The organism is Peribacillus sp. NJ11 (assembly GCF_030348405.1).
GTDB lineage: Bacteria > Bacillota > Bacilli > Bacillales > DSM-1321 > Peribacillus.
Window position 1 is genome coordinate 5308434 of the sequence record NZ_JAUCFO010000001.1, and the last position, 20726, is coordinate 5329159.

A 20726-nucleotide genomic window follows, 5' to 3' on the forward strand; every position below is an offset into this window, starting at 1 on the left:
CTTTCTAAAAGTTTTTAAATCTCGTTCTTATTACTATTTCTCCATTAACAAAAATAATCCTGCCATTTCATCTGAATTCAAGATAAATAGGGATGTTATCCCTGATTATACTGGATATTCCCCTTTTCCATCATCAACTTATGCTTATCATAGAAAAATTTTTCCATCATTTGAACTTGATCACTGGTGAAGGGAAGGGAAAATTCTTTCTCAACTTTAAAAACCCCCTCTTCCAACTTTGATATGTAACCCATGTGCTCCAATAACTTAATGTATTGACCTACAGGGTACTCCAAGGGTGGTTTTTCATGAAGCAATGGCAACGGCCTGAACTTTATTTCCCCTTTTCTTGAACGCTTCTTAAAAAAGTGGATAATATTCGCCATGAAAATCTTTTCCCCTATTTTTTTCTCTTGAAACACATCCATGTAAAACCATGCCTGCCATTCAATCGGGGCTGTTTCGATCAAAAGCATCCCTCTGACTGGAACACCCACTTCAATGGGAATTGTCGCAGGTGTAATATGATGTAAATACAGTTCTTCGAAAAAAGGATCGGTTCTACGTGCAGTTTTCACACGATGGAGGGACCAGTCTTTTCGTTTATATCTCCAAGCAGGCAGAAAAGGGAAACGAAAGCTGTTTTGGGGCAATGCCCGACTAGGGGGAAGGAGTGTTAAGGAAGCTGAAGTCAATTCGGCAAATACGGTTCTAGGGGTGAAAGGAGTGAGGTTCTTCAATACTGATAAATGATTAGTTTCCGGGCAATACATCCAAAGAAACGGATGGTGCCAGCTGCCGCTGACAAAGAGCCATTGGAAGCGGGATAAACTGAATTCATACATGCTTTTCCTTTTTAAGCGTTTTGCAGCGAGGATCCAGATTGGCTTGATGCCTACGCTTTGATAGGCTCTAGTCCGTTCAATGAATTCAACCTCCGGGATTACGGAGCATTGAAATTCTATTGCATAGCGATTCCCCCCTATCGTAGCTAAGATATCAGCCCTTTTCTTAATTTCGGGAAAGTAGGCTTCTAAATCCACTTGATAGCCGTTTGATAAAAACCACTGAAACAATTTTCTTTTTCCCATTAAGTGATAGGCGGATTCCGGTTCTGAAGAAGCACGGCATGAAGAATTATTTTTATGGGCGAAATGCGGGATCCTGACGTTTCCTGCTTTGATGGACATTTCCATCTTGCAGCACGGACAGTAATAATTTGCTGACTTTCTCCATTCAGCAAGCACGTTTGCCGGTATCCTTTCAGGAAGGGTCATCCAAGTCCCATCTTTCTTTATCGCAGTTAGCATACATCTCCTCCTCATCCACTACATTCGCTTGCATCGCTAAGGATCCCTTCCTTTTAATAAAAAAAAATGCCAGATCGGCATAAAGGAAAGTTAATTTCTATAGAAGGGGTGAAAGCAATCGGCAAGTGGATTCCAATACTTTCAACCCGAAATTCCGTTTGGAAAATGCAACAATTTCCACCTCTTGGGATACCTTTATATCTTCCAAAAAATCATTCACAAGCTGTTGTGTACTTTCCGTCCGGTAGAGAAAGGCATTGACTTCGAAATTCAAGTGAAAGCTTCTCATATCCATATTGGTTGTCCCAATTGAAGCCAGTTGGTCATCAACGATGATGATTTTACTATGCATGAAGCCCTCATTATATTGGAATATACGAACTCCCGAAGCAAGCAATTCGGGAAAATAGGTTCTCGAAGCATGAAACACTATATGCTTATCGGGGTTCTTTGGGACCAGCAGCCTGACATCCAAACCACTTAAAGCAGCTACCTTCAATGCTTGAAAGATATCGTCGTCAGGAACGAAATAGGGTGAGGCAATCCAGACGGACTTTTCTGCAGAAGTGATCATCTTAAAAAAAATGCTCTTAATGATCGTCCACTCACTATCAGGCCCGCCGCCAATCAATTGAACTCCGCCATGATCATGATGGACCGGCACGCCAGTCAAGAGATATTCATCCGTTAAAAAGCTATTATTGGTGCTATAATACCAATCCTGCAGAAATATGATCTGTAAAGTCCTGACCGCTTCCCCTTTCACGATAAGATGCGTATCACGCCAAGAACCGAATTTCGGATCATGACCCAAATATTCATCTCCAATATTGAGGCCACCGATGAAACCGACAGAGCCATCTATCACAATTATTTTACGGTGATTACGAAAGTTGAATTTATTATTTAATAAAGGGAGATGCAACGGACCAAAGGCAACCATTTCGACTCCTGCATTCTTCAGTTCATCGATATAAGAGCGAGCTAACTTCCATGAACCAACCGCATCATAGAGAAAACGGACTTTTACCCCTTCTCTTACTTTTTGTATCAAGACATCCTTTAGCACACCGCCAATGCGGTCATCCCTAACAATATAATATTCTAAATGAATATGATGTCTGGCTTTTTTTAATTCTTCGATGATATTGGAAAATGTCTCCTTACCATTCCTTAAAATCCGGGTTTCGGTCGTAAATGAAATAGGGCTATTCCCTAGCCTATTTGCAAGAGTGAATAATTGCTGAGAGTTCTCGCCCATTTCCTTAATTCGATCATTATATTCCGCTTCGCCGCTTAATTTCACGAATCTTTGCTTATCCAAAAAGTACTTCTTGCGAAATATCCTTTCTTTCCGAAAATTACGGCCAAACAAAAAGTAAAATAAGAAACCGATGAATGGGAAAGCGCCAAAAATAACAAGCCATGTAATGGTCTGTATAGGATCCCGATTTTCCAGGAAAATGATAAAACCAATTATCACCAACAAAAGGGTCAATATAAGGCTAGAATAAAAAATCAGCCCGCCACTGACGTCATTTGTTAGAAAATACCAAGTTCCGACCAACAAGAGAATAAGCAGACCGATGCCAACTATATTCTTCACCTAGACTACCTCCAATTAACAAACACAGGCACATGTAAAAAACCTCCCTGCCTAAGGTAAAAAATTTATTCTAGGACGAAAAGGCCGATTTCAGTAGAAATCGGCCTCAACAGTCTATGCGAAATATTTATCGACCGTTGTGAATACATCATTTTCGATAACTATTTTCCCGTACTCTTCAAGCATGTGCACCGTTATTGGTGACTCCTGACTATATTCCAATAAAAGACTTAGTACATTATCGATTTCTTCCTCATCAATCTCCGCCTCGGAAAATTCGATATAAAGATAATATTTATTTTGATAAACATAAAGTTTTGTCGTCCAGTCATCCAATCCATGACGCTTACTTAATGAAATGACATCCTCAAAATCATCGAACGTCGTGATGAATTCAATCATACCATCTTCGAATGTCATACCGCTTTCTTCATCCTTACCATGGAAATGTTGATCAAGAAGCGTATCCATCTTATCTGATACATTAAAATCCTTTAACTTATCATCTGAAAGAGGCAGCTCGAGTTTCTGACCATCTTTGGCAAGCTGGGCTTTTGTGACCAAAACTTCCAAGCCTTTTTCAAGGGCTTGAACTTGAATCCATAAAGGGCCTTCAATCATGAATTCTTCTTCTTGATGCACTTCATCCATCATTTCCCAAAAAAGCTCCTCACTTCTCTCGCGACTGTACCAAATTTCTTCGCGATCGAAGCCTCTTTCCTCAATATCTATATAGGAAATATAAAATTTCACTGTATCATCATTAATGCGTTCGATTTCCATGATTCCCCTCTCCCTTCCTTTCTCATTTTGAAGGGATAATAACCCCCAAGCGAAAATTGCTCTTAAAAGCTCTTTACCCGTAAGTGAATACTGTAAATCATGATAGCCATTAAAACAGACTATTTTACATCATTTTATGACAAAACCTTGAAGAAGGGAAATAAAAAACATTACTTATCTAAAAAACAATTGTTTGCCTAATATTCCATTCATTCTATAAAAAAATTCATCCGCATGCAACTATCACAATGCTTTCTTCAAATTTAATCTTACTGTAGTATATGCCTTATTATTATACATGGCGTGGGGAGTAGCATTCTTATTTTATCTTTAAATGATGACCGGTCATAGGGACTTGCTGAAAATGCCAAACGTCTGTCGCCTATGGATTCGGTCATGCCCGGTTATTAAGGTGAAAAAGCGGTTATGTATAAAGAAAAAGCCCTGCACAATTCCTGGCAGAGCTTGAAAGACCTTATTAGTTGACCATACGTTGTGCTTCCCGTAACTGGAAGGTACGAACTTTACGTGGTAAAAAGCGTCTTATCTCATCTTCGTTATAACCAACTTGAAGCCGTTTCTCGTCAAGGATAATTGGACGTCTCAACAGTCCTGGGTTTTCCTTGATCAATTTATATAATTCTTGAAGAGGCAGGCTCTCTAAATTCACGTTTAACTTTTGGAAAGTTTTTGACCGTGTTGAAATGATTTCATCGGTGCCATCTTCTGTCATTCGAAGAATTTCTTTTATCTCATCAATCGTCAACGGTTCTGAAAAAATGTTTCTTTCTTTATATCCAATCTCATGTTCCTCTAACCATGCTTTTGCTTTTCTGCATGAAGTACAACTAGGTGATGTATATAATGTTACCATGTTTACTCACACTCCCTAAATATAGAATCGGTGATCTATGAGGAGAAATCTACTATTAGTATTCATAAGTACCACTCTAATTTGAAATAATTTTAAATAAGTATTTCATATTCTTTATTATACACTAATTTATTTAAAATGAATACCCTTTTTGATATTTGAAAAAATCCTTTTAAACTTCTGGTTTAGCCTGTACTATAGCTATTTCGTTTTTTTATGTAATACATTAAATCGACTTTTTCTAATTGAAAATACCTACCTATCATTCTCATTTAACTCTCAATTCGGCCCTCATGATTTTTTAATTAGCTCGTTACTTTTATTTACCCCCATTCCTTGTCAATAAACAAGATCTTGTTAATATATTTTCTTTAACAAAAAGCAAATTCCTCCTTTTTACAAGAAAAACCATTCTTTTAGCACATATAATTCCAAAAGTAAAAAAGGTAATTCAAAAGAATCAGCAATAAGGGAACAATCTACCATCCAAGAAGTTATAGATATTCATTTTTCTGCAATAAATGCATAAGAAAGCGAGTTTGCCTGCAGTTTTTTATTTGCAAGACGTTCAGTTCAATTTCAGAAATCCACTCCATATCCGCCGACTGTCAGCCAGGCTCCTAGCGGCAAGCGTCTGTGGGGGAGGAAAACCATATCTCCCTGTATTTTCTAAAAAAACATTCCAGTTGATTGGAATTGGAACGGAAGGTACGAGACTCCTGCGGGGAAAGCGTAGCCAAGGGATACCCCACATGCGCAAAGAGTGCCGCGGGCGGACCGCCCTCGGAAAGCGAGTGCCTGGAGTGGAAATCAACGCTCTATTTTAACAAACTCTCAAAAAACATTCAGTTGATTTCAGTGAACCGCTCCATATGCGCCGACTGTCAGCCAAGGCTCCTCGTCGCAAGCATCTAGCGGAGGCTCGGCTAGCGCGAGTTTTTCGGCTGGATTATCGCAAATTCCTTCAATATATTGAGGGTTACATCCTTAAAAAAAAGTAAAAATCGAAGGTTTACCAAGTCTTCTATTAAAAAAACATGGTTCGGGGTAAAACCATTCCGGACCTCCTTTCATCGACAAATTCTAAGAATAGACAGTTTCTCTCTCTCAATTTTTCTAAAAAAAGTTCCGGTTGTTTTCTGCTGTAGGCTGTAGCACTTTTACTTTTTCGTTAGCCTGAGCTGTTTTTTCGTCCGTTCACGCAATTTTTCTTCCTTTACCGTACTTGTTTCAACAAACTAAAAAGGACCGGTGAACAACCGGCCCTTTTTTCTCAAACTTCCATCTCTTTAAAAATATCCGTTTCCTGACCTGCATTCAAGCTTAGTACATCCTCTACATCTTGATAAGATTTCCCATAAAGGTCATCATCTTTGTAAGTATGGATTTCAGAATAAATCTCTTTCATGAAATCAAATACGTCTTCTTCATCAACAGATGGATTTGCCGGCCAATATAAGATTTCCATAGGCGTGTTCTCTTTGGTGGCAAGCGATTTTCTGCTGTAGGAAATCGAAGAAGCATGATGGAATCCTTCCCTTTTATAAAATTTCAGCCTTTTAAATGTATCATCATCATTTTCTTGTACTGGTTCGACTTCCAGCAAAATCGTTTTCTGCTTTTTTTGCAATTTTTGAATCAATTTCCTTCCTAGTCCCTGCCCCCTTGAATTCTTTGATACAAATAGGTAATCAACGAATATAAACTCTTCCCCTTCCACATACAATAAAACATGGTCGGGACCTTCATCCTTTTTATATATTTCCTGCTTATCTTCTAAAAGAACTTCTATATGTTCTTTGGACTTCATTTCTTCAATAGGGAAATACTGGTTTAATTTTTCATACCAATTCATAATTTAATCTCCTCATCTGCTAGTTTATACTTTCCAGATTTTTTCTTATCCACTACAATGGAACTTAAATAGCTTGAAAATATTAGGAGGGGTTTGGATGATCAGTTACTTTATCGACTTTTTTTTAGTCGCTGCTTGCGTTATTGGTATTACAGCTGTGAATGGCGTTGTGACGAATGGCATCGGCGAAAAATGGTTTGGCGGGAAACGTCACTCTCATATTTTCGATCAATCGAAACGAATTCAGTCAGGATGGAGTCAAGTTGGCGGGAATAAAAAGCGGTAATTCAGAGAGAAATTGGATGACCGGAAGGATTTTCCTAGGTCATCCATTTTTTCATGGGGTATAGTCTACTCCCTTTGTATATCGATTTGCTGCATTCCATAATAAGTATTCATCAATACCATTATCATTCAATGCTTTTATTTGGGCTTCCACTTCTTCCTTACCATACCTTTGATAATTCCCCTCCCCTAAATATGAGGCAGTAAAATCTTGTAGCCAAGGTCTTGAAGTAGGTGGCGTTTTTAATTCCTTCAGCTTCCCGTTCTCCAATTTCGCATATTCCTTAACGAGATCATACGGCTCCAAATCAGGCTTATCGATACCAAAATAAGATGTCCAGTGACTTGGATAGATCATGGATGAAATTACATCGACATTCTCAGAGATTTTTGTGAAGTTTTGCCCAATTCCGGGAGCTTCAGGCAATGTGGCAGCATATCCAAAAATATCCACTGATACTTCTACACCATATGGCTCCAGTTGTTTCCTCGCATAACTTACGAAATCCGTCACTGCCTGAACCCTTTTGGCTGTATGACTTACTTTCGCTTCATCATATTCACCGACATCATATTTCAAATCATCTTCTTTATTTTCGAATCCTTCGGGAAAACGGACATAGTCAAATTGAATTTCTTTAAAACCCATCTTTGCAGCTTCAATGGCAATACCGACATTATAATCCCACACCTCTTTTAAGAATGGGTTAACGAAAGCTTCCCCTCGACCATTCTTCCATACCTTTTCGTCATCTAAAAAAGACAATTCAGGCTTCTCTTTGGCCAGAAGGGAGTCTTTAAAAACGACTACCCTTGCAATCGGATAAATCTGTTTATCCTCCATTTTTTTCAGCATTGCCCTTGGATTTTTTATGTAGTCTTTACCAATCCTAGCATATGGAGAATCGGGATCTTCGGTTTGATACGTAACGTTCCCCAAGTCATCCTTAATATCAATGACCATCGCATTCAAATCGGTTTCATCTACATATTTAACAAGTTCATTCATTTTACTGCCACCCGCTGCAGGCCCTGTCACATATATTCCGCGCACAGCATCTGGATAGTCGAATTTCAACCCCGAATCAAAAACAAAACGCGGTACGCTCTCAGGCAAATCTTTATTTTCTAATGCTACCTGCCTGGTTTCGTTCATGCCTTCCGCATGAACTGGCTGTTGAATCAGGAATATGCACATACCTGTCATCAACCATTTACACATTGGTTTCATTTTCTCCACCTCATTCGCCATCAGTCATCAATATTCAACAAATATAATAAACCCCTTTCTTTAATACCACAAACAATTAATTTTACTCCTATATATTATAAATAATTAAAAAACTCCGCATTACAAAGTTTATATCTTAAAACCCATAGGTGGAAATACGTTCCTCAGCACTGTATTCCCTTGTATGTATCCTTCCCTAAAATCCTCTGCTCATAGTGAAATATAGTAAACGGTTTGATTTTCCTTGATTCTTTCATTTCTTCCATAATCAAAAAAAGGAAACGGAAAATCCGTACTTTTGCTTGATTGCCGATTCGATTATACATTTAATATGAATAAATGCTAAAATACAGTTATAGTGGACAATTCGTATTCTCAGAATGGCATCGATACTGGACAAAACGTCCTTCCACAAGATTTAAATGAGCGTTCCCTTTCATGGGCTTCACGCACATTTCTTTCAAAGAAAGTGGATTCATTTTCTATTTATCCTTACAATAATGAAGAGCGAATATCCATTTATCAATAAACGCATTTAGAGGAGTGACTAGCAGTTGAAAAGGATTTTCTCCGGCATTCAGCCATCCGGTTCCGTTACTTTAGGAAATTATATCGGAGCCATGAAACAATTCGTTAACTTACAAAATGAATATGAATGTTTCTTTTGTATTGTTGACCAGCACGCAATTACAGTTCCACAAGATCGCCTTAAGTTAAGGAAAAGCATTAAAACTTTGGCCGCTTTATATTTGGCCATTGGTCTAGATCCTGAAAAGAATACCATCTTCATTCAATCAGAGGTACCTGCGCATGCTCAGGCAGGCTGGATTTTACAGAGTATATCCTATATTGGTGAACTTGAGAGAATGACCCAATTTAAAGACAAATCCGCTGGCAAGGAAGGGGTATCAGCAGCACTTCTTACTTACCCGCCGCTGATGGCTGCCGATATTCTCCTTTATGGTACGGATGTCGTTCCTGTCGGGGAAGATCAAAGACAGCATCTTGAATTGACACGCGATTTGGCTGAACGCTTCAATAAAAAGCACAATGATATTTTCAAAATCCCGGAAATCAGCCTTCCTACAGAAGGGGCACGTATCATGTCCCTTCAAGAACCAACCAAGAAAATGAGCAAATCTGATCCTAACAAAAAGGCAACGATTGCCTTATTGGATGATCCGAAGCAAATCGAAAAAAATATCAAGAGCGCAGTTACCGATTCCGAAGGTATTGTCCGTTACGATAAGGAAAACAAAGCCGGTGTTTCCAACCTGATGTCCATTTACTCCATCTTCAGTGGAAAAACCTATTCAGAAATCGAAGAGATGTATGAAGGCAAAGGTTATGGCGACTTTAAAAGTGATCTGGCTGATGTGGTACTTGGAGAAATCCTACCAATCCAGGAACGCTATAATGAATTGATCGATTCGCCTGAATTGGATGAAATTCTGGACCGCGGTGCAGAAAAAGCCAACATTGAAGCCAATAAAATGATTAGAAAAATGTATAATGGCATGGGACTTGGCAGAAAGAGATAAAAAAAGACGATCCTCATCGGATCGTCTTTTTTTTGTTCATAATATCGATGGGCTATCGCCAGCTTCCACTTGCCAAAGCTTCTCAAAAAAAGGCTGCCCCTTCACCAAATTTTCACAAAGTTGAAGGTGCTTCTCTGACCAGCCCTCCTTCATTTCTTCATATAACTCCAGCCAAGCTATCTGAAAATCCATTTCTTGAATGCTTTCATATTTTTCAGGGGCCCATTCTGTATACCAATAGCGGATTTCAGCAGTATTTTTCGCCGTGAATAATTGGTCCATGGCCATGAATAGTAATTGCTTAAGCTGTCTTTCTTTTCTTGTCAACCCATTCATGAATAAGGGAGACGGCGACAAAATATGATATTCTTTCTCAGATGTAGGTTTTTCAGTAAAGGTGTAATCCATCTCATCATGGTTTTCTATCATGTCATAAACAATTTGTTCCTGCCGGGGAATTATTCTGCTTTTCCTGATCGGAATATGATACCCTATCGTATCAACAGCTAAAATTCCATTTCCATCAGTCACGATAAAACAATAGTCAAGCTGAATTCGTTCATGATTTTTCCTTGCATATGCTTTTTGATACACGTCATTCAGCAATGGCTTAGGTAATTCTGACAAGTCGTTTTCTATGTAGTGGAACAATGTTGATGACACTTTCAACAAAGGAACTTGATCTAGTAGTTCGATCCCATCATCCTTCCTCCATTCATGAAAATGACAAATATTATAGCCGTTTTCTTCTCCTTCAAACCAGTTAACCCATACATCATGAAGATATAACATCATTCATCCCTCACTTAAACAAATTTCTGTTTGTCAATCAGTATAGGCAGGAACCATACAATTTATTCCTATTCTAGAAAACAGATTAATAAAAAAAGAACGTATATATTAGCTATTTATTGATAAGAATTCTTCAGATTGAATAATGAATGATTTTTTCACAGAGAGTTTTTCGTAATTTTTCACTAGGTAATAGCCACTACAGTATCCAAGCATATATGGGTATCCTTTCGTTCCAAGCAGAAGCACATCATGAAGAGGGTCTGTACGCTTTATCATGTGCTTTTTCTCTAAATGTTTGCTCCAAAATTCTCGTAGTTTATCTTCCTGATATAACTTAGTCCATTTCGCTAAAAATTTTGTTCCTAAATATTTACCCACCGTTCGTTCCGCTAGCCCTTCCATGATCATCGTATCAAGGAGAGTAAATTCTTTTTGGTCCTTTTTCAAATGATGCAATCGGCAGACATGATGATATTCATGAATCAACAGGGCCTCCATTTCCTTTTCAGCTATACCCTTGTCGTAAAAAAGGAATAGTTTATCTTCAAATGCCAACCCTGACTTCGTTTCAACCGTTTTCTTCCATATCCCTGAAGACATGAGCGGAAAAATAAATATGGGAACATCAGGCCCTCCCCATAGTTTCTTATAAGATGTGAACAGGCTTTGTGTTTTTTCCCATACATTATTTTCTTTTAAGTCTTCCCATGTGAGTTTCGTTTTTTGATTCGGCGAATACATGCCATGCTTTAATAAATGATGATAAATCATATCCGCATCAAGCGTATTGTTGAATGTGCTTTTAAGTCTTTCCATCATCTGGACCGGGTGGTTGAAATCTTTCCTCATCCATTCATCAGTTGAAATGACTCCCATTTCCCATACACCTCCGCTTCTTTTGACTATCGTATGATTTAAAAAAGGTGAATGACACATTTTATATCCTGCATTTTCCCTTCAACACAAAAAGAGCAGATCTCAAAAGATCTGCTCTTCCTTCTGTTTGTTTTATTGATATTTCTTGAAAAGAATAGTAGCGTTATGTCCACCGAATCCAAGTGAATTGCTGATGGCGGCATTGATTTCGCCCTTCCTTGCTTGATTCGGGACATAGTCCAAATCACACTCAGGGTCTGGTGTTTCAATATTGATGGTTGGAGGTAAAATGCTGTCCCTGATTGCCTGAATCGTAAATATTGCTTCTACACCGCCTGCTGCCCCTAACATATGGCCTGTCATTGATTTAGTGGAACTTATTGCAAGTTTATTAGCATGGTCGCCAAAGACTTCTTTGACTGCCATCGTTTCATATTTGTCGTTGTAAGGCGTACTCGTTCCGTGGGCATTCACATATTGGATGTCTTCCGGATTCAAACCTGCATCCTCAATAGCAATTTTCATCGCTCTTGCCCCGCCTTCTCCACCTGGTGCCGGAGCGGTAATATGGAAGGCATCTCCAGTTGAGCCATAACCAGCTATTTCGGCATAAATCTTGGCTCCTCTATTCAATGCATGTTCAAGATCTTCCAGAACGATGATTCCAGCTCCTTCGCCGATTACGAAACCATCACGGTTAAGATCGAAAGGACGGCTAGCAGTTTGTGGATCAGGATTGGTCGATAAAGCAGTATTTGCACAGAATCCTGCAACTGACATTTTTGTGATTGGCGCTTCGGCTCCACCTGTGATCATCACATCAGCATCGCCACGTTGAATGGCTTTAAAAGCATCACCAATTGAATTTGTTCCTGTTGCGCAGGCTGTTACCGTACATGAATTGATTCCTTTAGCACCCAGTAAGATAGATACCTGGCCCGCTGCCATGTCCGGAATCATCATCGGTACGAAAAATGGGCTCACCCGTTTATACCCTCTGTTTAAAAAGTTTTCATGCTGTGTCTCAAGAGTCTCCAGCCCGCCGATACCCGAACCGATCCAGACCCCGATACGTGCTGCATTCTCATCCGTTATTTTCAGCTCACTATCATTATAGGCCATAACGGATGCTGCAATTGCATAATGGGTAAAACGGTCCATCTTACGCGCTTCTTTACGATTAATATAAGTCTCTATATCAAAGTCCTTGATTTCAGCAGCCACTTTAACTGGGAATTCTTCAGCATTCAAACGAGTTAAAGGCCCTATTCCTGATTTCCCCTCGATTATATTCTTCCATCCAGTTTCTGCATCATTACCAACTGGTGAGATTGCTCCAATACCTGTTACAACTACACGACGATTAGTCATTAAAATGGCTCCTTCCTATTTTAAAGCTCTTACGTTTTGCTACGTCTTTTATTTACCCCACCTAAGAGCGATCGCTCCCCATGTAAGGCCACCACCAAAACCGACCATGACGATTAAGTCATTGTCCTTGATTCTTCCTGCTTCCATTTCTTCCACAAGGGCCATTGGAATGGACGCTGAAGAAGTATTTCCATATTTATGAACCGTTTTTGCCATTTTTTCAAGCGGGAGACCCAAGCGTTCCCTTGAGGCTTCCATAATGCGTATGTTTGCTTGATGCGGGACAAGCAAATCCACATCTTCTTTTGTCAAACCAGCTTTGTCCAATACACCCAGGCTGGATTCCCCCATCTGACGGACAGCAAATTTAAATACTTCACGTCCATTCATATGAATGAAATCTCCTTCCTGTAATAAGTGCTTCCCGCCAGTTCCATCTGCGCCTAATTCAAAGGAAAGGACCCCTTTGCCTTCCGATACAGGTCCAAGTACAGCTGCACCCGCACCGTCACCAAAAAGTACAGCAGTATTGCGGTCTTCCCAATTGGTTACTTTCGAAAGTTTTTCAACACCGACGATCAACACATGCTTATATGCACCTGTCTTAATAAATTGCTGTGCCGTGATCATTGCATACATAAAACCGGCACACGCAGCACTTACATCCATTGCAGCTGCCTTCATCGCTCCCAATTTCTCTTGAATCATGCAAGCAACAGAAGGAAATGACTGATCAGGCGTAACAGTAGCTACAAGAATTAAATCTATCTCTTCAGCAGAAATTTCCGCATTTTTCAATGCAGCTTTTGCGGCCTCATAAGCCATATCTGATGTATCAATATCATCATTAGCAATTCTTCTTTCCTCAATACCCGTCCTAGTCCGGATCCACTCGTCGGAAGTGTCCATAATTTTCTCTAAATCCGCATTTGTAACGATTTTGTCGGGTAAGTAGCGGCCAAGCCCAAGTATTCCAGCATTCATCTTGCCATCCCCTTATATTTTAATGAGTTATTATAAGCATCTATTATTACCTGGTACTAATTTTATATAAAAAAACACTTCCTTGCAAGAGTTAACAATTTGAAAAGCTAAAGAAATCTCTTTCCGAAGTCGGACAAGCGCCTATGCCAGGGGAAATTGGGGACATACATTATAAATGAGATAGGAGGAATTTATTGTGGACATCTTCAATCGCAACAACCAGGGAACCCAGGATGATCATTTTTCGAATTTGATGTTTGGCAGGAAAGCTGAACCTGAAGCTGAACCTGAAGCTGAACCTGAGCAAGAGGAATCGACGGTTGATTACATGCAATTGATGGAGAGTGTTGAAACTTTGATGAGCTTATACAGTCAATACAAACCGGCCATCGATAAAATTAACCTGAACCCATTGATCGCCAAGTTCTTGAAAAAAGAATAAAAAAATAAGGCTGCCCTTTTACCCGGACAGCCTACCTTCAATTAACGCTGAGCATCTTGTTTTCCAAGCTCATAAGCTTCTTGCATCACGCTTTTAAAGAGCTCCATGAATGGCTCTGCCATCTCCATCGAGAATGGAATCCCGCTTGCTTCAAGCTTCGCTTTAGCTTCTGGGAAGTACTTCATGGCGATTCCCATAAATTCAAGAGTTTTATCTGAACTCATTTGCATTTCCCCCTATCTTTTGAATAACCATCAATTGATCATTGTGATGCCCAAATAAAGCTCAATATTATCATAATTCCACTTGTCCCTTTCGTAAAGGGCGCAAATATAAAATCATGAATATCTTTTGACGTTTATTCCTATCCTTGAACATTATAGTACAAGACATATAGGGTAGAGGCAAATATACAGTTTTGTCCTTTCCAAATAACGAAGCTTTCGGTTTTATATTTTCCTTCGAATTTAAGCATTAAGGTCCTCTCCCCGTTAATCACGCTTTCTCCACTCTTTAAGTAAATTTAATCTTTTATTATGTTTTCTTTGTAAAGCAATGCCTTCTTCCGGGTCCATTTTGCTGTGCACCTCAAATATTGATCCTTTATTGATTTTAGTTTTTGGTTGGGAAATGAATGAATCCATAGTTTCACCAAATATTAACTTGGCACATTTATTCCAATGATCATCAATACTGCTGCACAATTGGATGGCCCTATCGGAAGTGGAGGTAAGCACTGCTTCCAAATCATTCACAAAATCAGTGATGAAGAGGGCATCTCCGGTATATTCGTTAGCGATTGCCGCTTTGATATCTGACTGTCCAAGTTGATTGATTCCAGCTTCAAAGCTCATGCCTTCCGGTTGCCAAGGTCCATAAATCGTCGGTAAAAATATGATTTTAGCAGAATCAATTCCTTCGATCGAGTTTAAAATGGACTGAAAAATACTGACATCTCCTTCAATTGGCATGAAAATAACAAAATTCGGCGTTTGATTAGATCCATTTTTTTTGCATTTTTCAATGAAGTAAACGATTTCGCCTATAAGAAAATCGATTTTGCCCGTTTTTCCGCTTTGAATATCGTAACAAGATATGAAAACAGTGTCCTGCTGTGAAATATCCAATAATTTAAGTTTATTTATCGGAAAATATATATAGTTCGAACTTCTACCTATTTCAAGTTCCTTTTCTTCCATAATATATCGACTTGCTTCGGAATCAGCCCAATCAATTCCGATTACTTCTTCACCTTGGTTCAAAAAATATTGAGTTACATGGAATCCCACAAATTGATAAGTGCCAATGACAATGTATGTTTGCATAAATACAGCCTCCTCGTATGCCATCAAGCCCATTTCACTCGACACGTCTAGTTTTTTTAGATGCTGTATCGTATGCAAACTATTGTGAAAATATATCCATTCTCATAAAGACTCTTCATTCTCATTGAAAAACTTCTGTATTTGATAGGGGATTTTATAACGTTTTTCAGGCAATAAATAAGTCAGCTGCAAGTCTGCTTTCCTAGCCAGTTGGATTTCCCGATAAAGGGAGGCTTGCTCTTTCCGCATGCTTCCAAAAACCTGAATCACTTTCATGGGGATTTTCTCAGCGATCACTGTATCTTCAGTGTCCAGAATATGCTGTTCACATTCTGCCGGATCGAGCTCAAATGCAGCAGCGACCTCGGACAGCCACTTTTTATAGAAGAACTTATTTTCCTTTTCTTTCTCCAGTTGAGCTTTCAAGGAAAAAACCGGATCGATCAATACGACAGAGCGTATTTTATTTCCAAGTTCATTCATTAGCTTTAAGGCAAGGAGCGCGCCTGTCCCCTCTGCCAATATATGAACCCTTTGATTGACTATTTCTTTTTTCATGAAAAGGATATATAGGTTAAGGGAAAGGTCCATTGCTTTAGGGCTGCCCCAGTTGGCTCCGTGAAAATTGGATGAGAATAGCGTGTATCCGTATTCCTTTAAATATTCCAATATCCGCAACCTGCCAGGATGTTGCAGCCAAAAGCTGCTGTCTTTTTCGACAAAATGACTACGGTCTCCAATTACCATTACGGAAAAACCACTGGGCCGCTCTGGATAATAGATGATATTCCATTGGTCATCAATTTGAAAAGTTCGTTGTTCCATCGGTCTAACTCCTTTAAGGAATATTACTACTACTATATTAATTTATGACGAAAAATAGAAAGGGTTAGTGGTAACACCTAACTTCTTATCTTAAATTAACCAAGCTGGGATGGTTTTTTTTATTGAATCCCCAGTATTTCCCTTTTCACATAGGTACCAACTAGACTGCCTGAAAAGTTCTCTTATGATTTAAGGTAATGAATTATTTAAAGGTTATTATTAAAAACACGTTTTAACTGTATATTAATTATGGTAAGATAAAAATGAATGTAGTGGAATGAGGTGAAATTCGATGCGTTATGCTTGGACAATTTTTTGGACATTCTTATTAGTGCATATGACTGTATATGTTGTTTCTTCCATGATCGGAGTTTCATACGATGCTGCGCAGGGGACGATTTTAGGAGTAGCTGCTGCTATCCTGATTTGCATCATCCCTGCTATCATGCCTGCTGGGCCAGCAAAAGACTCTCATCAACATTAAGAAACAAAAAGAGGACATCCTTTTAGGATGTCCTTTTTGTTATACCGTACTTTGCTTTCGGGTAAACTACATTTTATATGAGGACCAATTCATCATGATCATAATCAATCGTTATTCCTTTTTCCAGTCCAACTGTCCCAGCTATGATCTTACGGGCGATTTTCGTTTCAAGATGCTTTTGGATGAATCGCTTCAATGGTCTGGCCCCATATACCGGATCATATCCCTGGTCCGCAATGAATTCCTTAGCCGCTTCAGTGACGTTCAGGATAATATTTTGTTCAGTTAACCTTACTTGTAAATGCTGAACCATTTTTTCTACGATTTCAACGATTTCTTGTTTCGTAAGAGGTTTGAATAAAACAATGTCATCTACGCGATTCAAAAATTCCGGACGGAAATGCCCTCTTAATTCTTTAAAGACTTGATCTTTTATTTCGTCTTCAATTCCACCATCCATCAGGTTGGACTGCAACAAGAAATGGGAACCGATATTGGAAGTCATGATGATCACTGTATTTTTACAGTTGATTGTTCTGCCCTGGGAGTCCGTTATCCTACCATCATCCAACATTTGCAGCAAAATATTGAAGACTTCAGGATGCGCCTTTTCAATTTCATCCAATAATACGACTGAGTATGGGTTTCTCCTAATTGCCTCCGTTAGTTGGCCGCCTTCCTCAAAACCAACATATCCAGGGGGTGCACCAACAAGGCGGGACACGGAATGTTTCTCCATATATTCCGACATATCGATTCGAATCATATGTTCTTCACTATCGAATAGCGTTTCTGCCAAAGCTTTTACCAGTTCAGTTTTACCTACCCCAGTCGGCCCCAGGAAAATGAATGAACCAATCGGTCTGTTGGGGTCTTTAATTCCAGCCCTTGCCCGTAAAACAGCATCGGATACTAGTTCCACCGCTTCTCCTTGACCTATTACGCGTTCATGCAGGATATCAGAAAGGCGGAGCAGCTTCTCCCTTTCACTTTCCACCAGCTTGCTTACGGGAATCCCCGTCCACCTTGCAACAATCGAGGCAATTTCCTCCTCAGTCACTTCTTGGCGAAGCAACCGTGATTCCTGTTTTTCCTTTTCCAATTCATCTTCCATTGCTTCCAATTCTTTTTGAAGCTGTGGAATCCTTCCGTGCCGAAGTTCTGCTGCCCGGTTAAGGTCATAGTCATTCTCTGCCTGTTCCAGCTCATGGCGCAGTTTCTCAAGCTCTTCACGTTGATCCTGCACCTTTTGAAGAGCTGATTTCTCCATTTGCCATTTGGACTTCATGCTATTCGCTTGATCCTGAAGTTCTGATAGTTCTTTTTGAAGCACTTCCAGCCTTGCTTTGCTTTGAGGGTCCTCCTCATTCTTCAAGGCCGCTTCTTCAATTTCAAGTTGCATGACTTTTCTCGTGATTTCATCCAACTCGGAGGGCATTGAATCGATTTCCATTCGGATCATCGCACAAGCTTCATCCACAAGATCTATCGCTTTATCCGGTAGGAATCGCTCCGTTATATATCGGTTCGAAAGGACAGAGGCTGCAACGATCGCCCGATCATGTATCCTGACGCCATGGTGAATTTCAAATCGTTCCTTTAATCCACGCAAAATTGAAATCGTATCTTCCACATCCGGTTCAGGAACCAGAACCTGTTGGAAACGGCGTTCAAGAGCCGGATCCTTTTCAATATATTGTCGATATTCATCCAGGGTTGTTGCACCGATACAATGCAGCTCCCCGCGTGCAAGCATCGGCTTTAACATATTCCCGGCATCAAGTGCGCCATCCGTTCTTCCGGCCCCGACAATTGTATGCAATTCATCAATGAATAAAAGGATTTTGCCGTCACTTTTCTTGATTTCATTCAACACCGCTTTTAGCCTTTCCTCAAATTCACCGCGGAATTTTGCCCCTGCGACAAGCGCACTCATATCAAGTGAAAAAACGGTCTTGTCCTTTAATCCTTCCGGCACATCCTTTCTCACGATCCTTTGTGCCAACCCTTCGACAATGGCTGTTTTACCAACTCCAGGTTCTCCAATTAATACAGGATTATTTTTCGTTTTACGTGATAGGATCCGAATGACGTTACGGATTTCCGTATCTCGACCGATTACGGGATCGACCTTCCCTGATTTAACCTCAGCAACGAGATCTCTGCCGTATTTTTTAAGTACCTCATATGTGCTTTCAGGATTTTGATTAGTCACTCGCTGATTCCCCCTTATATCGTTTATAACCCGTTTCGCTTTATCATAATCAATCCCATATGATGAAAAAAGCCTGTTTACATTCGTTTTATTGACCTGCAACGACGCAAGAAGTATATGTTCGACAGATAAATATTCATCTTCCCACATCTGCATTTCTTTTTCGGCAGCGGTCAAAATTCCCTGAAGGGAGGATGACATGTAAACCTGGGAAACACTTCCGCTCACTTCCGGTAATCGATCCAGTTCCCTATTAAGCTCTATATCAAATTGATTCATCGGTTTATCAGATTCCGATAAAATCCTGATTAATAAACTTTCATCCTGTTCCATTAAAATCTTTAATAAATGAAGCTCCGTCAGCTCGGGATTCCCTCTATCTTTAGCTAGCTCCTGGCCGCCAATGATTGCCTGTTGGGTTCTCTCCGTCATTTTATTAATATCCATCTTAAAACCTCCCATTCATCTATTTCATGAACGAAACCCCTCTTGGTTTGACCAAGTTTGACCTTTATATTTTCATTATACTTCTAATTCTCCCCATGTAAAGGAATGTTATAAAAAATGCAATTATGGAGGATAAACGGCAAAAGCCTTTCTTCATAAAGAAGAAAGGCAAAACCCATCTGTAAATTCATTACATCCCATCACAAGATTTTTATGAAACGAATCAGCTTTATGCTTTCACGGCCATTTTATTATAACCATGAAATTCATCGACGAATTTGAAATCCTTATCCGTGCGACCTGCAAGGATTGTATCTCTGAGCAGAATTCCAGCATCGGTCGCATTGTGGATGATTTCCCCCCACATTCTAGCGCTGGTTTGAACATTCGCCGTACGCGGAATCCGTTCCTCTTGGTATTCCAAAAATGCCTGTTCAATGTCATTCCCATGCTTATGAAGCATATCGGCCAAATAAGCTGCATCTTCTAAAGCCTGGCAAGCCCCTTGTGCCAAGTATTGAAGCATCGGATGTGCAGCATCGCCCGTTAGCGTAATCCTCCCTTTTGTCCAATTATCAATTGGTAAACGGTCATACATTGGCCAGCGACGTTGCCGTTGAATGAATGAAATTGCATTCTGAACAAGCTCACAAGTTCCGGCGAATACATGATCCATTTCTTCGGGGGTACCCCATTGATCTGTTTTTTCATTTTCTTCCGTGTATTGAGAACTTTTGAAGACCACCACTTGGTTGTATAGTTCTCCCCTTCTAACCGGGTATTGAACAAGATGAAGGTTTGGTCCAATCCACATGTATACATCATCTAAATCTCCATGACTCGTAACCTCTTCCATCGGAATCGCTCCTCTGTATGCAACATATTGTGAGCAGACCGGTTGATCTTCAACAAACAGTTTCCGTGCATTGGACCATAATCCATCGGCTCCAATGACAGCCGTTCCTGAATGTTGGGACCCGTTGGCAGAAGTAACTGTCACTTCACCCTCATTTTCTACTGTTTCAATAATGGTTTGGTTCGTTACCAGTTCAATATACGGGTTCATTTCACAGGCTTCAGCCAGTACTTTATGCAAATCGGAACGATGCAAAACAATATAAGGCGCTCCATATCTTTCTTTATAAACATCACCTAAATCCAAAGCGGAAAGCTCTTTTCCAGAAAAAGCATCCATCAGTACCAATCTTTTTGGAAAGACTGCTATTTCATTGATTTTTTCCATGACGCCTAAACGCTTTAATACGTTGGTTGCATTTGCGGCAAGCTGAATCCCTGCACCAATTTCACCAAATTCGGGAGCTTGTTCAAGGACCTTTACATACTGTTTAGTTTCTGCGATTCCTAAAGCAGTTGCCAATCCGCCAATTCCCCCACCGATAACGATGAATGGTTTTTTTTCTGTGTTCATCATCAATTCCCCCTATATAAGTAGCTTTTAGCCAATGTTGTGGACCAG

Annotated in this window: 19 protein-coding genes; 4 read left to right on the forward strand and 15 right to left on the reverse strand. The window is 39.7% G+C overall.

Annotated features, from left to right (window positions below):
* Positions 1-95 precede the first annotated feature (95 nt).
* The 5 genes from QUF86_RS25960 to QUF86_RS25980 form a co-directional block, all read right to left on the reverse strand.
* On the reverse strand, positions 96-1310 hold the full coding sequence (locus QUF86_RS25960; RefSeq protein ID WP_289336097.1) for a competence protein CoiA: 1215 nt from the start codon (positions 1308-1310) through the stop codon (positions 96-98).
* Between the two features lie 97 nt (positions 1311-1407).
* Positions 1408-2916, reverse strand: a complete 1509-nt coding sequence (cls, locus tag QUF86_RS25965) for a cardiolipin synthase (RefSeq protein ID WP_289336098.1) — start codon at positions 2914-2916, stop codon at positions 1408-1410.
* A gap of 114 nt (positions 2917-3030) precedes the next feature.
* The gene (gene mecA / locus QUF86_RS25970; protein WP_289317460.1) at positions 3031-3699 is read right to left on the reverse strand and encodes an adaptor protein MecA; all 669 of its coding nucleotides are present in this window, start codon (positions 3697-3699) and stop codon (positions 3031-3033) included.
* Positions 3700-4177: 478 nt separating this feature from the next.
* Positions 4178-4573 carry a transcriptional regulator SpxA gene (gene spxA / locus QUF86_RS25975; RefSeq protein ID WP_034314502.1) on the reverse strand — a complete coding sequence of 132 codons (396 nt, stop codon included), beginning with the start codon at positions 4571-4573 and terminating at the stop codon, positions 4178-4180.
* Positions 4574-5846: 1273 nt separating this feature from the next.
* Positions 5847-6428, reverse strand: a complete 582-nt coding sequence (locus QUF86_RS25980; protein ID WP_289317461.1) for a GNAT family N-acetyltransferase — start codon at positions 6426-6428, stop codon at positions 5847-5849.
* Between the two features lie 97 nt (positions 6429-6525).
* Here QUF86_RS25980 and QUF86_RS25985 point away from each other — a divergent pair, with 97 nt between their 5' ends.
* Positions 6526-6714, forward strand: coding sequence for a hypothetical protein (locus QUF86_RS25985; RefSeq protein WP_289317462.1), 189 nt, complete (start codon positions 6526-6528; stop codon positions 6712-6714).
* Positions 6715-6765: 51 nt separating this feature from the next.
* On the opposite strand, the gene QUF86_RS25990 is transcribed toward QUF86_RS25985, so the two are convergent.
* Positions 6766-7911 (reverse strand): putative glycoside hydrolase, encoded by a 1146-nt coding sequence (locus tag QUF86_RS25990; RefSeq protein ID WP_289336300.1) that lies wholly within the window; start codon positions 7909-7911, stop codon positions 6766-6768.
* A 587-nt stretch (positions 7912-8498) separates the two neighbouring features.
* Between QUF86_RS25990 and trpS the strand changes: the two genes are divergently transcribed.
* Positions 8499-9485, forward strand: coding sequence for a tryptophan--tRNA ligase (gene trpS / locus QUF86_RS25995; protein WP_289317463.1), 987 nt, complete (start codon positions 8499-8501; stop codon positions 9483-9485).
* Positions 9486-9521: 36 nt separating this feature from the next.
* Here trpS and QUF86_RS26000 read toward each other — a convergent pair whose 3' ends face one another.
* From QUF86_RS26000 to QUF86_RS26015, 4 genes are all read right to left on the reverse strand, one after another.
* A complete protein-coding gene (locus QUF86_RS26000) occupies positions 9522-10277 on the reverse strand; it encodes a YjbA family protein (RefSeq protein WP_034314514.1) in 756 nt (251 codons plus the stop codon).
* Positions 10278-10385: 108 nt separating this feature from the next.
* Positions 10386-11156: a DUF2268 domain-containing putative Zn-dependent protease gene (locus QUF86_RS26005; RefSeq protein WP_289336099.1), complete on the reverse strand. Its 771-nt coding sequence runs from the start codon at positions 11154-11156 to the stop codon at positions 10386-10388.
* A gap of 132 nt (positions 11157-11288) precedes the next feature.
* Positions 11289-12527 carry a beta-ketoacyl-ACP synthase II gene (fabF, locus tag QUF86_RS26010; protein WP_289317465.1) on the reverse strand — a complete coding sequence of 413 codons (1239 nt, stop codon included), beginning with the start codon at positions 12525-12527 and terminating at the stop codon, positions 11289-11291.
* Between the two features lie 48 nt (positions 12528-12575).
* Positions 12576-13511 carry a beta-ketoacyl-ACP synthase III gene (locus QUF86_RS26015; RefSeq protein WP_289317466.1) on the reverse strand — a complete coding sequence of 312 codons (936 nt, stop codon included), beginning with the start codon at positions 13509-13511 and terminating at the stop codon, positions 12576-12578.
* 196 nt (positions 13512-13707) lie between these two features.
* Here QUF86_RS26015 and QUF86_RS26020 point away from each other — a divergent pair, with 196 nt between their 5' ends.
* Complete coding sequence (locus QUF86_RS26020; RefSeq protein ID WP_289336100.1) at positions 13708-13953, forward strand: hypothetical protein; 246 nt, start codon at positions 13708-13710, stop codon at positions 13951-13953.
* A 41-nt stretch (positions 13954-13994) separates the two neighbouring features.
* Here QUF86_RS26020 and QUF86_RS26025 read toward each other — a convergent pair whose 3' ends face one another.
* The 3 genes from QUF86_RS26025 to QUF86_RS26035 form a co-directional block, all read right to left on the reverse strand.
* Positions 13995-14177 (reverse strand): ComZ family protein, encoded by a 183-nt coding sequence (locus QUF86_RS26025; RefSeq protein ID WP_034314525.1) that lies wholly within the window; start codon positions 14175-14177, stop codon positions 13995-13997.
* A gap of 267 nt (positions 14178-14444) precedes the next feature.
* On the reverse strand, positions 14445-15278 hold the full coding sequence (locus QUF86_RS26030) for a Rossmann-fold NAD(P)-binding domain-containing protein (RefSeq protein ID WP_289336101.1): 834 nt from the start codon (positions 15276-15278) through the stop codon (positions 14445-14447).
* Between the two features lie 102 nt (positions 15279-15380).
* Entirely contained in the window at positions 15381-16103 is a 723-nt protein-coding gene (locus QUF86_RS26035; RefSeq protein WP_289317469.1) for an alpha/beta fold hydrolase, read from the reverse strand.
* 292 nt (positions 16104-16395) lie between these two features.
* Here QUF86_RS26035 and QUF86_RS26040 point away from each other — a divergent pair, with 292 nt between their 5' ends.
* Positions 16396-16587 (forward strand): YjzD family protein, encoded by a 192-nt coding sequence (locus QUF86_RS26040; protein ID WP_289317470.1) that lies wholly within the window; start codon positions 16396-16398, stop codon positions 16585-16587.
* A gap of 73 nt (positions 16588-16660) precedes the next feature.
* Here the strand turns inward: QUF86_RS26040 and clpB are convergent, their stop codons facing one another.
* Complete coding sequence (gene clpB / locus QUF86_RS26045) at positions 16661-19249, reverse strand: ATP-dependent chaperone ClpB (RefSeq protein WP_289317471.1); 2589 nt, start codon at positions 19247-19249, stop codon at positions 16661-16663.
* Between the two features lie 229 nt (positions 19250-19478).
* Positions 19479-20678 carry an FAD-dependent monooxygenase gene (locus QUF86_RS26050; RefSeq protein WP_289317472.1) on the reverse strand — a complete coding sequence of 400 codons (1200 nt, stop codon included), beginning with the start codon at positions 20676-20678 and terminating at the stop codon, positions 19479-19481.
* Positions 20679-20726 lie beyond the last annotated feature (48 nt).

Bases quoted from the DNA above. Each gene is read 5' to 3' on its own strand.
- QUF86_RS25960 (WP_289336097.1), bottom strand. From the start codon at position 1,310: ATGCTAACTGCGATAAAGAAAGATGGGACTTGGATGACCCTTCCTGAA.
- mecA (WP_289317460.1), bottom strand. From the start codon at position 3,699: ATGGAAATCGAACGCATTAATGATGATACAGTGAAATTTTATATTTCC.
- spxA (WP_034314502.1), bottom strand. From the start codon at position 4,573: ATGGTAACATTATATACATCACCTAGTTGTACTTCATGCAGAAAAGCA.
- QUF86_RS25980 (WP_289317461.1), bottom strand. From the start codon at position 6,428: ATGAATTGGTATGAAAAATTAAACCAGTATTTCCCTATTGAAGAAATG.
- QUF86_RS25985 (WP_289317462.1), top strand. From the start codon at position 6,526: ATGATCAGTTACTTTATCGACTTTTTTTTAGTCGCTGCTTGCGTTATT.
- QUF86_RS25990 (WP_289336300.1), bottom strand. From the start codon at position 7,911: ATGTGCATATTCCTGATTCAACAGCCAGTTCATGCGGAAGGCATGAAC.
- QUF86_RS26000 (WP_034314514.1), bottom strand. From the start codon at position 10,277: ATGTTATATCTTCATGATGTATGGGTTAACTGGTTTGAAGGAGAAGAA.
- QUF86_RS26005 (WP_289336099.1), bottom strand. From the start codon at position 11,156: ATGGGAGTCATTTCAACTGATGAATGGATGAGGAAAGATTTCAACCAC.
- fabF (WP_289317465.1), bottom strand. From the start codon at position 12,527: ATGACTAATCGTCGTGTAGTTGTAACAGGTATTGGAGCAATCTCACCA.
- QUF86_RS26015 (WP_289317466.1), bottom strand. From the start codon at position 13,511: ATGAATGCTGGAATACTTGGGCTTGGCCGCTACTTACCCGACAAAATC.
- QUF86_RS26025 (WP_034314525.1), bottom strand. From the start codon at position 14,177: ATGAGTTCAGATAAAACTCTTGAATTTATGGGAATCGCCATGAAGTAC.
- QUF86_RS26030 (WP_289336101.1), bottom strand. From the start codon at position 15,278: ATGCAAACATACATTGTCATTGGCACTTATCAATTTGTGGGATTCCAT.
- QUF86_RS26035 (WP_289317469.1), bottom strand. From the start codon at position 16,103: ATGGAACAACGAACTTTTCAAATTGATGACCAATGGAATATCATCTAT.
- QUF86_RS26040 (WP_289317470.1), top strand. From the start codon at position 16,396: ATGCGTTATGCTTGGACAATTTTTTGGACATTCTTATTAGTGCATATG.
- clpB (WP_289317471.1), bottom strand. From the start codon at position 19,249: ATGGATATTAATAAAATGACGGAGAGAACCCAACAGGCAATCATTGGC.
- QUF86_RS26050 (WP_289317472.1), bottom strand. From the start codon at position 20,678: ATGAACACAGAAAAAAAACCATTCATCGTTATCGGTGGGGGAATTGGC.